At 75.8% G+C, this 13410-nt stretch carries 12 protein-coding genes; 6 read left to right on the forward strand and 6 right to left on the reverse strand.

Annotated features, from left to right (window positions below; genetic code table 11):
* From ACI79Z_RS10310 to ACI79Z_RS10330, 5 genes are all read right to left on the reverse strand, one after another.
* A partial coding sequence (locus tag ACI79Z_RS10310; RefSeq protein ID WP_456902570.1) for a DUF4397 domain-containing protein occupies positions 1-989 on the reverse strand: 989 nt, incomplete at its 3' end.
* A 326-nt stretch (positions 990-1315) separates the two neighbouring features.
* Positions 1316-2746 carry a hypothetical protein gene (locus ACI79Z_RS10315; RefSeq protein WP_456902571.1) on the reverse strand — a complete coding sequence of 477 codons (1431 nt, stop codon included), beginning with the start codon at positions 2744-2746 and terminating at the stop codon, positions 1316-1318.
* Between the two features lie 183 nt (positions 2747-2929).
* On the reverse strand, positions 2930-4261 hold the full coding sequence (ccrA, locus tag ACI79Z_RS10320; RefSeq protein WP_456902572.1) for a crotonyl-CoA carboxylase/reductase: 1332 nt from the start codon (positions 4259-4261) through the stop codon (positions 2930-2932).
* A 113-nt stretch (positions 4262-4374) separates the two neighbouring features.
* Positions 4375-4836 (reverse strand): methylmalonyl-CoA epimerase, encoded by a 462-nt coding sequence (mce, locus tag ACI79Z_RS10325; RefSeq protein WP_387992521.1) that lies wholly within the window; start codon positions 4834-4836, stop codon positions 4375-4377.
* Between the two features lie 106 nt (positions 4837-4942).
* Positions 4943-5461 carry an alpha/beta fold hydrolase gene (locus tag ACI79Z_RS10330; RefSeq protein ID WP_456902573.1) on the reverse strand — a complete coding sequence of 173 codons (519 nt, stop codon included), beginning with the start codon at positions 5459-5461 and terminating at the stop codon, positions 4943-4945.
* A gap of 131 nt (positions 5462-5592) precedes the next feature.
* Between ACI79Z_RS10330 and ACI79Z_RS10335 the strand changes: the two genes are divergently transcribed.
* The 6 genes from ACI79Z_RS10335 to ACI79Z_RS10360 all read left to right on the forward strand — a co-directional run bounded on the left by ACI79Z_RS10335 (position 5593) and on the right by ACI79Z_RS10360 (position 11940).
* Complete coding sequence (locus tag ACI79Z_RS10335; protein ID WP_456902574.1) at positions 5593-6783, forward strand: acetyl-CoA C-acetyltransferase; 1191 nt, start codon at positions 5593-5595, stop codon at positions 6781-6783.
* Positions 6780-7805 (forward strand): methylmalonyl Co-A mutase-associated GTPase MeaB, encoded by a 1026-nt coding sequence (gene meaB, locus ACI79Z_RS10340; protein ID WP_456902575.1) that lies wholly within the window; start codon positions 6780-6782, stop codon positions 7803-7805. Before ACI79Z_RS10335 ends, meaB begins: the two co-directional genes overlap by 4 nt.
* Before the next feature lie 23 nt (positions 7806-7828).
* The gene (locus tag ACI79Z_RS10345; protein ID WP_456902576.1) at positions 7829-9295 is read left to right on the forward strand and encodes a phytoene desaturase family protein; all 1467 of its coding nucleotides are present in this window, start codon (positions 7829-7831) and stop codon (positions 9293-9295) included.
* Positions 9296-9420: 125 nt separating this feature from the next.
* Positions 9421-10350 (forward strand): endonuclease domain-containing protein, encoded by a 930-nt coding sequence (locus ACI79Z_RS10350; RefSeq protein WP_456902577.1) that lies wholly within the window; start codon positions 9421-9423, stop codon positions 10348-10350.
* Positions 10351-10402: 52 nt separating this feature from the next.
* Positions 10403-10936 (forward strand): MarR family winged helix-turn-helix transcriptional regulator, encoded by a 534-nt coding sequence (locus tag ACI79Z_RS10355; protein WP_387992538.1) that lies wholly within the window; start codon positions 10403-10405, stop codon positions 10934-10936.
* Positions 10937-10971: 35 nt separating this feature from the next.
* Positions 10972-11940 (forward strand): tetratricopeptide repeat protein, encoded by a 969-nt coding sequence (locus ACI79Z_RS10360; protein WP_387992541.1) that lies wholly within the window; start codon positions 10972-10974, stop codon positions 11938-11940.
* A 54-nt stretch (positions 11941-11994) separates the two neighbouring features.
* On the opposite strand, the gene ACI79Z_RS10365 is transcribed toward ACI79Z_RS10360, so the two are convergent.
* The gene (locus ACI79Z_RS10365) at positions 11995-13386 is read right to left on the reverse strand and encodes a neutral zinc metallopeptidase (protein ID WP_387992544.1); all 1392 of its coding nucleotides are present in this window, start codon (positions 13384-13386) and stop codon (positions 11995-11997) included.
* Positions 13387-13410 lie beyond the last annotated feature (24 nt).

The following is a 13410-nucleotide window of genomic DNA, read 5'->3' on the forward strand; positions in this document are numbered from 1 at the left end:
CAGTAAAAGCCCCGCGCCACCCCCGCCCCCCCCCCCACCACACCCCCCTCCCCCCCCCCCCCCCCCCCCCCCCCGCGCCCGCCCCCCGCCCCCCCCCCCGCCCCCCCCCCCCCCCCCCCCCCCCCCCCCCCCCCCGCGGCGTGCCGGCCCGGAGCGGCGCCGGTCGCCGTCCGCCGCGCGGTGGGCAGGAACAGGGCCGCGGCGGCGGCGAGGACGGCGGCCGCGGTCGCGACCAGGGCGGGCAGCGAGGAGGCGTCGGCCGCGCCACCGGCGCCGGCCTCCACCCCGCCCGAGGGGACGACCCCGGGGCCGGCGGCGTCGAGCGTGGTGCGGACGGTCAGCCCGCCGCCGGCCCGGTCGAGCACCAGCACGCTGTACACCGAGCCGGCGTCGACCTGCACCGGGAGGTCCGTGGCCCGGCCGCCCTGCGGCGTCACGGTGACCGCCGTGGCGCCCGCGGGGACGTCGACGTAGCCGGTCGTGTCGGCGAAGCCCAGGCCGGTGGCCAGCGACGGCCCGCCGGGGACGGCGACGTCGAGGGTCTGCGCGCCGGCCGCCGCGGCGACGACCCGCAGGCGCGCGGTGCCCGGCGGCGGCGGGGTGAGGTCGTCGTCGAGCACCTCGAGGCCCAGGTCGGCGAAGGGGCCGACGCCGGCCACGGTGTGCGCGCTGTCCGCGGCGACCTGCACCGTCGTCGACAGCACCGGCGGGCTCTGCGGGTCCGCGCCGGCCGCGCGCATGCTGACCGCGTAGGCGCCGGCCGGGAGCGGTCGGTAGTCCGACACCGCGCCGTAGCCGACCGCGGGGAAGACCTGGCCGGCCGCGGGGTCGGCGACCGGGTCGACGTAGACGTCGACGGCGGGGGTGTCGGGGGACAGGTGCGCGAGCCGGAGCAGGCCGCCGTCGTCCGCGGCCGCCGGGCCGGCGGGCAGCCCCGCCACCGCCGCGGTCAGGGCCACCACCGCCAGGACCCGGCTCGTCCTGCTCACTTCCGCCTCCCGGTGCAGGCTCGGACCCGCTGTCGTCAGGGGATGACCCGACGTCTACCTCGCGGGTCCGCGGCCCACACCCGTGGGGTCCGCCGGGCGCGCCGCCAGGCGGTGGTCACCGGGGTCTCCGGCGCGGAGACGTGGCGGGACGACACCAGCACCCCGGCGTCGGTCACCTCGACGTCGTCCGGGCGAAGGGCGGCAGCTGTGCGGCGAGCCACGCCCGCAGCCGCTCGGTGGCCTCCGGGTCCGCGGGCACCGGCGCCCCGCCGACGGCGTCGGCGAGCGCCCGGCGGGCCGCGGTCCGCGGCGCGCCGGGCAGCAGGTCAGGGACGCCCGGGGACGGCGGGCTGGCCGCCGGTGTCGCCGCTGCGGACGGCCGGCTGCACCGCGGTCTGCGGGCCCTGGGGCTCCGGGGCGCCGTCGGGGGACGGCTGCTCGGCGCGGCTCGACCCGCCGCCGTGCCGGCCCTCCTGGCTCGCGGTGTGCACCGGGCGGATCTGCTGGGTCTCGGCCACCGACGGCCGGCCGGACGCGGACTCCTGCCCGGCCGCCGGCTGCACGGCGGGCAGCGTCTGCGGCGACGACGGCCGCGTGGGCTGCCGGGCGGCGGCGGCCTCTCCGGCCGGGGCCTCGGCGGGCCGGGCGTGCGGGGTCGGGCGCGGCGCCGCCGGCTGCCCGCCGCTCTGCGGGCCGACGGTGCGCTGCACGGCCGTCTGCGGGCCGACGGCGGGCTGCACGAGCGTCTGCGGCTCCCCGGCGGGACGGCCGACGGCCGGCGGCACCGCGGCCCGCGTGCCGTCGGCGTCCCGGCGGGCCGCGGGCTGCTGCTCCTGCGGCGATGACTGCGGGGCCGAGGCCGCCGGCTGGGGAACCGGCTGCGCGGCGGGCTGGGGCGCCGGGGCCGGCGGGCGGGCGGCCTGCTGCGCCGGCGGGCCCGGGCGCTGCTGCTGGGGCCGATCGGCCAGGTCCGGCAGGGTGGACAGCACCCGTCGGGCCTCGTTGAGCCGGGCAGCGAGCTCGTCGCGCACCCGGCGGACGGCGGCGGCGGAGGCCTCGGCGTCGGCGACGACGCCCGCCGCGTGCGCCTCGGCGGCGGCGACGCGCTCCTGCGCGGCCCGCACCGACTGCTGGTCGCGCTCCTCCTCGATCCGCGCGGCCTCGGCGCGGCGGGCGCGCTGCGCGATCTCGAAGTCCTCCTCGACCTTGGCGCGGCGGGCCTGCGACTCCGCGTCGAGCCGGGCGACCTTCTCCTGCGCCTTGGCCACCAGCTCGTCGGCGCGGATCTGCGCCTTGCTGGCGATCTGCTCGGCGTTCTGGCGGGCCTCGGCGAGCATCCGCTCCACCTCGGCCCGCCCGGCCGCGTGCCGCTCGAGCATCGCGCGCTCCTCGGCGGCGGTCTGCTCCCGCAGCGCCCGGGCCTCCTGCTCGGCGGTCGCGCGGATGTCGGCGGCCTCCTCCTCGGCCAGGCGGAGCATGTGCGAGATGCGCTCGCTCATGTTCTCGAACGTGGCCGGGCCGGAGGACGCGGCCTTCCGGCGCAGCTGGTCGATCTCCCCGTGCATCGCCGAGAGCTGGCCGGCCAGCTCGCTGACCCGGGCGGCCGCGGCGTCCCGGTCGGCGAGCGCGACCCGGATGTCGGCCTCGAGGCGCTCGATGGTCTCGGCCACCTGGTGGCGGTCGTAACCCCGCAGCACCACGTCGAACGAGTGCTGGGCCTCGCGCATCGGCAGCAGGTCGCGGCGGGGATCGGTCATGCGGGTCATCCTCGCAGAGTCGGGGGAGGGTCGTCAGCGTGTCGAGGCGGGTCCGGCCGTTCGGCGTGTGCGCCCCGGGTGGTGCCGGTGGGCCCCGGACGGCGCCCCGTCGGACAACGAGGCGGCTCCCCCCAGGGTGCCCGGACGCCTGCCGGCGTCCGGGCACCCCCGTCCGGGGTTCTCTCAGACGCCGCGGAAGCGGTTGATCGCGGGCAGGTGCCTCTCCCGCTTCTCGGCGTCCTTGACGCCGAGGCCCTCCTGCGGGGCGAGGGTCAGCACGCCGACCTTGCCCTGGTGGAGGTTGTGGTGGACGTCGTAGGCCGCCTGGCCGACCTCGTCCATCGCGTAGGTCTTCGACAGGGTCGGGTGGATCAGCCCCTTGTCGATGAGCCGGTTGGCCTCCCACGCCTCCTTGTAGTTGGCGAAGTGCGACCCGACGATCCGCTTGAGGTTCATCCACAGGTAGCGGTTGTCGTAGGAGTGCATGTAGCCGCTGGTGGAGGCGCAGGTGACGATCGTGCCGCCCTTCTTGGCGACGTAGACGCTGGCGCCGAAGGTCTCCCGGCCGGGGTGCTCGAAGACGATGTCGACGTCGTCGCCGCCGGTCAGCTCGCGGATCCGCTTGCCGAACCGCTGCCACTCCCTCGGGTCCTGGGTGTCCTCGTCCTTCCAGAACCGGTAGCCCTCGGCGGACCGGTCGATGACCAGCTCGGCGCCCATCGAGCGGACGATGTCGGCCTTCTCCGGGCTGGAGACCACGCACACGGGGATCGCGCCGCCGTTGAGGGCCATCTGGGTGGCGTAGGAGCCCAGCCCGCCCGAGGCGCCCCAGATCAGGACGACGTCGCCCTGCTTCATCCCCGCGCCGTTGCGGGACACCAGCTGCCGGTAGGCGGTGGAGTTGACCAGCCCGGGGGCGGCCGCCTCCTCCCAGGACAGGTGCGCGGGCTTGGGCATGAGCTGGTTGCTCTTGACCAGCGCCAGCTCGGCGAGGCCGCCGAAGTTGGTCTCGAAGCCCCAGATCCGCTGCTGCGGGTCCATCATCGTGTCGTCGTGGCCGGCCGGGTCCTCCAGCTCCACCGACAGGCAGTGCGCCACGACCTCGTCGCCGGGCTTCCACTTGTTCACGCCCGGGCCCACCCGCAGCACGACGCCGGCCAGGTCGGAGCCGACCACGTGGTAGGGCAGGTCGTGCCGCTTGGTCAGGTCGTTCTGCCGGCCGTAGCGCTCGAGGAACCCGAAGGTGGAGACCGGCTCGAAGATCGAGGTCCAGACGGTGTTGTAGTTCACCGAGGAGGCCATGACGGCCACGATCGCCTCGCCCGGGCCGAGCTCGGGGGTGGCGACCTCCTCCACGTGCAGCGACTTGCGCGGGTCCTTCTCCTTGGTCGGCATCCCCGCGAACATGTCCTGCTCGTCCTTGCGGACGAGGACCGCCCGGTAGGACTCCGGCACCGGCAGACCGCCGATGTCGCTGAGCTGGTCGGCGAGGATGGCGTCCCTGATCTCGTCCACGTGTCTCTCCCGGGTCTTCGTCGGCTCGGAGGGGTGGTAGGGCGGTGCGCGGCAGGTTACCGACCGGTAACCCAGGGGTCGCGCGCAGGTCGGGTGGCTCCGACCGCGGGTGGTCAGTGCTGGGCGCGGGCGGGCTCGACCAGCTCGACAAGGACGCCGCCGGCGTCCTTGGGGTGCACGAAGTTGACGCGGCTGTCCGACGTCCCGCGCTTCGGGGTGTCGTAGAGCAGCCGCAGGCCGCGCTCGCGGAGGGTGGCGCTGACCGCCTCGACGTCGTCGACGCGGAAGGCGAGCTGCTGCAGGCCCGGCCCCGACCGGCCGATGAACCTGGCGATCGTCGACTCCGGGGTCAGCGGGGCGAGCAGCTGGATGCGGGTGTCGCCGGAGCCGACGGCGAGCATCGCCTCGCGGACGCCCTGCTCCTCGTTGGTCTCCTCGTGGACCGAGCGCACGCCGAAGGCCCGTGCGTAGAAGGCGATCGCCTCGTCCAGGTCCGGGACGGCGATGCCCACGTGGTCGATGGTGGTGAACAGCTCGGCGGGCAGGCCCGCGGGAGCAGTCGCGTCGGCGGTCACCGCGTCATCCTGACGCAAGACGTCTGAGACGACTCCCCGGTGTGGCCACCATCACGCCACGGGGCCCGTCGACCACGACGGGCCCCGGCCGGCCGTGCGGAGGGGGTCAGCGCGCGAGGAAGTCCAGCAGCGCCCGGTCGAACTCCTCGGCGTGCGACGCGTTGACGCCGTGCGGGCCGCCCTCGATGACGACCAGCTCGCTGCCGGCGATCGCCTCGTGCGCGCGCGTGCCGCTCACCTCGAACGGGACGATCGCGTCGCTGTCGCCGTGGCTCACCGGCGTGGGGACGGTGACCTTCGCGACGTCGGCCCGGAAGTCGGTGCGGCCGAACGCGGTGATGCAGTCGACCGTGCCCTTCGGCGACGCGAACGCGGCGATCTGCGGCGGGTACTGCCGCTGCGCCTCGCTGACCGCCGGGCTCTCGAGCAGGCGCTGCCCGCCCGGGGTGGAGAAGTCCTTGGTGGAGTCGTCGAGGAACGCCGGCCGGTCGCCGCGGACGCCCTGCGGGAACTGCTCGATGGTGGCGTCGTCGAGCCCGCCGTCGGGGTCGTCCTCGCTCCGGCACAGGTACGGCGGGACGGCGGCGGCCAGCACGGCGCGGCTGACCCGGTCGGTGCCCCACACCCCCCGAGCTGGCCGTCGACCCCGGTTGGAGAACCGATCTATCCTGTCCGGCAGCCCGACCGCCGCGACCCGTCCGCCCGGCGCGGCCCGACCCGCGGTCGCCAGCGTCGGCGACCCGCACTGGAGGCAGCATGTCCCGCTCGGTCATCGTCAGCGGCGCCCGGACCCCCATGGGTCGGCTCCTCGGCTCCCTCAAGGACTTCTCCGCCGCCGACCTCGGTGGCATCGCCATCAAGGCCGCCCTGGAGCGCGCCGGCATCTCGGGCGACCAGGTCGAGTACGTGATCATGGGTCAGGTGCTGCAGGCCGGCGCCGGCCAGAACCCGGCGCGTCCGGCCGCCGTCGCCGCCGGCATCCCCATGACGGTCCCGGCCATCACCGTCAACAAGGTGTGCCTGTCCGGCCTCAGTGCCATCGCGCTGGCCGACCAGCTCATCCGCGCAGGGGAGTTCGACGTCGTCGTGGCCGGCGGCCAGGAGTCGATGACCCAGGCGCCGCACCTGCTGCCCAACTCCCGCACCGGCACCAGGTACGGGAACACCACCCTCGTGGACGCGATGGCCCACGACGGGCTGTCGGACACCTTCGACCAGGTCGCCATGGGCGCCCTCACGGAGCAGGCGAACAGCCGGTACGACCTGACCCGCGAGGAGCAGGACGCCTTCGCCGCGGAGAGCCACCAGAAGGCCGCCCGGGCGGGGAAGAACGGCGTCTTCGACGAGGCGATCACCCCCGTCCTCGTCCCGCAGCGCAAGGGCGACCCGATCGAGTTCCGCGACGACGAGGGCGTCCGCGCCGACACGACCGTCGAGACCCTCGCGCGGCTCAAGCCGGCCTTCGCCAAGGACGGCACCATCACCGCCGGCACCGCCTCGCAGATCTCCGACGGCGCGTGCGCGGTCGTGGTCATGAGCGCGGAGAAGGCCGCGGAGCTGGGCATCACCCCGATCGCCGAGATCGGCGCCCACGGCGTCGTCGCCGGGCCGGACGCCACCCTGCAGAGCCAGCCCTCGCGCGCGGTCCAGCGGGCCTGCGAGCGGGAGGGCATCGACCCCAAGGACCTCGACCTGGTCGAGTTCAACGAGGCCTTCGCCGCGGTCGCCCTCGTCTCGACCCGGGAGCTCGGCATCGACCCGGAGAAGGTCAACCCCAACGGCGGCGCGATCGCCCTCGGCCACCCGATCGGCATGAGCGGCGCCCGCATCGTGCTCGACGTCGCGCTCGAGCTGCGCCGCCGCGGTGGCGGCGTCGGCGCCGCCGCGCTGTGCGGCGGTGGTGGCCAGGGCGACGCGCTGATCCTGCACGTGCCCGCGAAGGCGTGACGGAGTCCCCGCAGGGGACGGCTGTCCGGACGCCCGGCCCTGTCGCCCCCCGCGGGCGGCGGGGCCGGCGCGCTGTCGACGTCCCCGACCTGGTCGCCCGCGCGCGCGACGGCGAGGCCCGCGCGGTGGCCCGGCTGATCTCGCTGGTCGAGGACGCGAGCCCGGTGCTGCGCCAGGTCGCCGCCGCGCTGGCCCCGCACACCGGGCACGCGCAGGTGATCGGCCTGACCGGCTCCCCGGGCGTGGGCAAGTCCACGACGACGACGGCGCTGGTGCGCGCGCTGCGGGCGGCCGGGAGACGCGTGGGCGTGCTCGCCGTCGACCCGTCGTCGCCGTTCTCCGGCGGGGCGCTGCTCGGCGACCGGGTGCGGATGCAGGACCACGCCGGCGACCCCGGCGTCTACATCCGGTCGATGGCCTCCCGCGGGCACCTCGGCGGACTGGCCTGGGCGACGCCGCAGGCACTGCGGGTGCTCGACGCGGCCGGCTGCGACGTCGTGCTGGTGGAGACCGTCGGCGTCGGGCAGTCGGAGCTGGAGATCGCCTCGCTGGCCGACACGACGCTGGTGCTCGTGGCGCCGGGCATGGGCGACGGCATCCAGGCGGCGAAGGCCGGGATCCTCGAGGTGGCCGACGTGTTCGTCGTCAACAAGGCCGACCGCGACGGCGCCGACCAGACCGTGCGGGACCTGCGGTACGTGCAGTCCCTCGGCGGGCGGCACGCCGGTCCGGGCGCGTGGAGGCCGCCGATCGTGCGGACCGTGGCCGCGCGCGACGAGGGGATCGACCGGGTCCTCGCCGAGGTCGAGGCGCACCGCCGCTGGCTCGCCGACGCCGGGGAGGGCGTCCGCCGCCGGGCCGAGCGGGCCGCCCGGGAGATCGAGGCGATCGCGCTGGCCGGGCTGCGGGAGCGGATCGGCGAGGTGCGCGGGTCCGCGGCGCTGGCCGCGCTCGCCGAGGAGGTGGTGGCGGGGGAGACCGACCCCTACCGCGCGGCCGACCGGCTCCTCGCGCAGCTCTGACCTGCCCCGGGCAGACTGGCCCGGTGAACGGGAAGCCGGACGCCGTCGTCGTCGGGGCCGGGCCGAACGGCCTGGCCGCCGCCCTCCGGCTGGCCGCCGCCGGCCTGCGCGTGCAGGTGGTGGAGGCCGCGGACAGGCCCGGCGGCGGCATGCGGACCGAGGAGCTCATGCGGCCCGGGTACCGGCACGACGTCTGCTCGATCGTGCAGCCGATGGCCGCGGCGGCGCCGTTCTTCCGCGAGTTCGACCTGCCCAGCCGCGGCGTGCGGCTGGTGCAGCCGGAGGTCAACTTCGCGCACCCGCTCGACGGCGGTCGGGCCGCGGTCCAGTACCACTCGCTGGAGGAGACCGCCGACGCGCTCGGGCCCGACGGCGTGGCCTACCGCCGGCTGTTCGAGCCGCTGGTGGAGCACGGGCAGGACGTCGTCGACTTCTTCCTGACCAGCCGGCTGCGGCGGCTGCCGACCCGCAGCGTGCCGCAGATCGTGCACTTCGGGCTCAACGGGCTGCCCAACGTGAGCTGGCTGGCGCACCGGTACTTCCGCACCGAGGAGGCCCGCGCGCTGCTGGGCGGGGCCGCCGCGCACGGCATGCTGGACCTCAGCCAGCCGCTGACGTCCGCGCTCGGGATGCTGCTGACGATGCTCGGCCACCACGTCGGGTGGCCGCTGGTCGAGGGCGGGTCGCAGAACCTCGCCGACGCGATGGTCACCGCGCTGGAGCAGCAGGGCGGCGAGGTGGTCACCGGGCACCTGGTCACGGACCTGCGCGAGTTCGACGGCGTCCCGGCGGTGCTGCTGGACACCTCGCCCGAGGCGTTCGTGTCGATGGCCGGCGACCGCGTGAACGAGGGTTACCGGCGGTGGGTGCGGCGGTACCGGCACGGCGCCGGCGTGTTCAAGATCGACTGGATCCTGTCCGAGCCGGTGCCGTGGACCAACCCCGACGTCCGGCGGGCCGGCACGCTGCACGTCGCCGGGACGCTGGAGGAGACGATCGCCGGCGAGCGGGCCCCGAACCAGGGGCGGGCCGCGGAGCGCCCGTACGTGCTCGCCGTCCAGCCGACCGTGCCCGACCCGACCCGCGCCCCCGAGGGTGGGCACGTCTTCTGGGCCTACGTGCACGTGCCGCACGGCTCCGACGTCGACATGACCGCGGCCATCGAGGACCAGGTCGAGCGGTTCGCGCCGGGCTTCAAGGACACGGTCGTCGACCGGGTCACCAAGAACGCCGTCCAGATGGAGGCGTGGAACCCGGTGTACATCGGCGGGGACATCTCCAACGGCCAGGCCACGCTGCGGCAGATGCTGTTCCGCCCGGTGCCGCGGTGGAACACGTACAAGACGCCGGTCGACGGCGTGTACCTCGCGTCCTCGGCCACCCCGCCCGGGCCCGCGGTGCACGGCGCCTGCGGCGACAACGCCGCGCAGGTGGCGCTGCGCGAGGTGTTCGGCGTCCGCGAGGTGCCCCGCCTGCGCCCCGCCGCCTGAGGCACCCCCCGTCGAGTGGTCACCTGGCGGGACCTCCGTACCGGGATGACCCCGCCAGGTGCCCGGTCGAGCCGGTCTGTGGACGGCGTCAGCGGGCAGGGCCCGGCGTCGGGCAGGCTGCGCCGGTGCCGAGACCGCCGCGCCGCCCCGAGCAGTTGCGCGGCCGCGTGTTCCGCGGGACGAGTGCGGTGTCGCGCGGACTGCTGACCGCCGACGAGCTTCGCGGACCCGCGTGGCGGCGCGTCTTCCGGGACGTCTACGCCTGTACGACGGTCGACCTGACCCACGAGGTGCTGGCCCGCAGCGCCGCCCACTTCGTCGTCCCGGGCGCGGTGGTCAGCGGCCGGAGCGCCGCGGTCCTGTGGGGACTGGACCTCGCCGGGTCCGAGGACGACGTGCAACTCACCGTGCCCCCTGAGCGGTCCCGCAGCCGGGTGCCGGGGATCGTGGTCCGGAGGGCCACCCTGGCTGATGAGCAGGTGACGCGGCACGCCGGCGTGGCGGTCACCACGCCCGTCGTGACCGCGCTCGAGACGGCCGCTCGCGGGCCTCTGGTCGAGGCGGTCGTCCTCCTCGACCGGTTCGTGGCCGAGCGACTGGTCGGACTGGACGCCCTCCGCGTTGCTGCTGCGACGGCCACCGGGCGCGGATGCCGGCAGGTGCGACGGGCGGCTGCGCTCGCCGACGGCCTCGCCGGGTCACCGCAGGAGACCCGACTGCGACTGCTGCTCCACCGGTCCGGGCTGGAGGTTCCCGTCGCGCAGTTCACCGTCCGCGACGACCGGGGCTTCGTGGCCCGCGTCGACTTCGCCTGGCCCGACCGGCGACTCGCCGTCGAGTACGACGGCCTGTGGCACGGCGACCCGACCCAGTTCGCCGCCGACCGGCGCCGTCTCAACCGGCTGACGGGCGCCGGCTGGCGGGTCCTGTTCGTCACGGCCGAGGACCTGCGCCGTCCGGCCCGGCTGCTCGCCCGGATCGCCGCCGCCCTGGCCGTCCGCGGCCCGAGTGGTCAGCTGATGGGGTGGTGCCCCCGCGATGCCCCCGACAGGTGACCACTCGGCGTCAGGGGTGGGGGCGCGGCGGGAGGCAGGTAGCGTCGGGCGCATGGTCCGGGCGCTGGGGCTGCCGTTCGACCCGATCGAGCGGGCGGGGGAGACCTGGGAGCAGCGCTTCGGCCCCGCCTCGGCGATGCGCGCGGCGACGTCGGTGTTCCGGGTCCAGCAGATCCTGCTGGCCCGCTTCGACGAGGTGCTGCGCCCGCACGGGTTGACCTTCGCCCGCTACGAGGTCCTCGTGCTGCTGACCTTCAGCCGCACCGGGCAGCTGCCGCTCAAGGTGATCGGCAGCCGGCTGATGGTGCACCCGACGAGCGTCACCAACGCCATCGACCGGCTGGTGGCGGCCGGCTTCGTCGACCGCCGGCCCAACCCCGCCGACGGCCGCGGCGTCCTGGCCGGGATCACCGACCGCGGCCGCGAGGTCGTCGAGGTGGCCACCGGTCAGCTCATGGCGCTCGACTTCGGTCTGGGCGACCTGCCCGAGGCCGAGCAGGAGACGCTGTTCGCGCTGCTCCGGCGGGTGCGCCTGGGCGCCGGCGACGTCGCGGAGGTCGATCCGGCCCCGTCCGCCGAGGGCTGACACCACACCGGCCCGCCGGTGGGATCATGGACGGCATGCAGCCCACCCGTCCCGGACGCCCCGACCCGCGCGCGCAGGCCCAGCAGGCACAGCTGGCCGCCTCCCTGGCCGGTGCGGTCGACCTCGCCGCCGTCAAGGCGCGCTCCGAGGCCGCCGCTCGGGCCCAGGCCGCCCCGCCCCCGAGCGCCGCCGCGACGGCGGGTGCCCCCGGCTCGGCCGTCGTGGACGTCACCGAGGCCACCTTCCAGACCGAGGTCCTCGACCGCTCCTTCCAGGTGCCGGTCGTCCTCGACCTGTGGGCCGAGTGGTGCGGGCCGTGCAAGCAGCTGTCCCCGGTCCTCGAGCGGCTGGCCGCCGAGGGCGGCGGCTCGTGGGTGCTGGCCAAGGTCGACGTCGACGCCAACCCCGCGCTGGCGCAGGGCCTGCGGGTGCAGGGCATCCCGGCGGTCAAGGCCGTGTGGCAGGGGCAGCTGGTCGCCGAGTTCACCGGCGCCATCCCCGAGGAGCAGGCCCGCCAGTTCGTCACCGAGCTGGTGCGCGCCACCACCGGCGGCGCGGTGCCCGGCGCGGAGGGCGCCGAGGACGAGGGCCTCGACGACCCGCGCCTGGACGCCGCCGAGGCCGCCCTCGAGCGCGGGGACCTGGAGGCCGCCGAGGCCGCCTACCGGGCCATCGTCGACGCCGAGCCCGACCACCCGGTCGCCGGCCTCGCGCTGCGCCAGGTGCAGCTGTTCCGCCGCGCCGACGCCGCCGGCCCCGACGCGCTCGCGAAGGCCGACGCCGCCCCCGACGACGTCGCCGCCCAGACCCGCGCCGCGGACTTCCTGCTCGGCACCGGCGACGTCGAGGGCGCCTTCACCCGGCTGGTCGACGTCGTCCGCCGCACCGCCGGCGAGGACCGCGACGCGGCCCGCAGGCACCTGGTCGAGCTGTTCGACGTCGTGGGCGCCGAGGACCCCCGGGTCGCCGCGGCGCGGCGCCAGCTGATGGCCGCCCTGTACTAGGAGGCCCACCGCTCGCGGTGGGCCCTGCGGGGGGCCGGCTCCGCGGACGGGGGCTCAGACCCCGACGTCGCAGGGGCCGGCGCCCTGCAGGAACCCGGCGCGGAACACGTCGACGAGCTGGAAGCCGGTCAGCTCGACGTCGGCCAGCACGTCGGGGTCGTTGCCGTACTCGAGCAGGAACTGCACGCTCTCGTCGATGTCCCCCGGCGAGATCCGCACCGACCGGAGCTGGTTGTTGTAGACCTGCGCGGAGTACCAGCCGGTCAGGCAGACCGCCGACCGCAGCGCGTCGGTGTCGTCGGTGGACAGGTCCAGCTGGTCGCGCGCCGACAGCGCGTAGGGGATGGCCACCCCGGTGACCAGGGCGAAGTCGCCGAGCTCGTAGGCCTGCTCGGCGAAGTCCCCGTCGTAGGCGACCAGGCCGGCGCTGCCCCCGTCGGGGCAGTAGACGAGGGCGACGTCGGACGGGGCGCAGTCCGGCGGGCTCGAGGTGGCCTCCAGCTGCGGCGGGGTGAACTCGGCGTCCAGCACCTCGCTGAACGCGCGGGTCCAGAACTCCGGCAGCGAGTCCTCGATGATCTGCTGCGTGGTCGCGGGGTCCGCGTTGCCCCGGTTGGCGAAGTCGGTGTCACTGGTGAACTCGCCCTGGGTGAAGACGCGGTCGGGGCCGTAGTTGTCGCGGCACGCCTCGGCGCCGTCGTCGAAGCCCTCCTGGAACGCCGAGACGCGGTCGAAGTAGGAGCCGTGCGCCTGCTGCTCGCCGGTGCCGGTGCCCACCGGGTCGCGCAGCAGGAAGTAGCCGCGCAGCAGCTGGTCGAGGTCGGTGGTGTCGACGGAGGAGAACTCGGCGTTGCCGTCGGCCACCCACGCGGTCCACGCGCCGGCCAGGCAGTCGGCCTGGGTCTCGGTGGCGATCGAGGTCCGCGGGTAGCCGACCCGGGCCTGCACCGCGTGGCCGTACTCGTGCGCCATCACCAGCTGCGGCAGGACCTCGCCGTACTGCGCGGCCAGCTCGCCGAGGAAGGCGCGGTCGTAGCTGATCGAGTCGGAGTTGGGCACGCCCTGCGAGGAGCAGTAGAAGGCGTTGTTCTCCAGCTCGCGCGGGTCGGTGCCGCAGCCGATGCCCTCGGGGTAGGCCGCCGGGTCGACGTCGTCCGGGTCGACGCTGAAGTAGCCGCCGGTCAGCGGCTGGAACTGCTGACCGAAGACGGCCGGGAAGGTGTCCGACCAGAACGTCTGCAGGTCGGCGAGGGCGTTGCGGGCGAGGGTGTCGATCGGCCCGTCGGTGGCGCCGACGACGCGCAGGGCGTCGTCGCCCACCGACTGCGACGGCGCACCCTGCGAGCGCGCCTGCCCGATGACGACGTACGAGCACCCCGACGTCAGGAGGACGCCGAGCGCCACGACGACGGCGAGTGCGCCCCGGGAGCGCGTGCGGAGGTCCATCGCGGGAGCCTCTACCCGCCACGG

The organism is Geodermatophilus sp. SYSU D00663 (assembly GCF_054050655.1).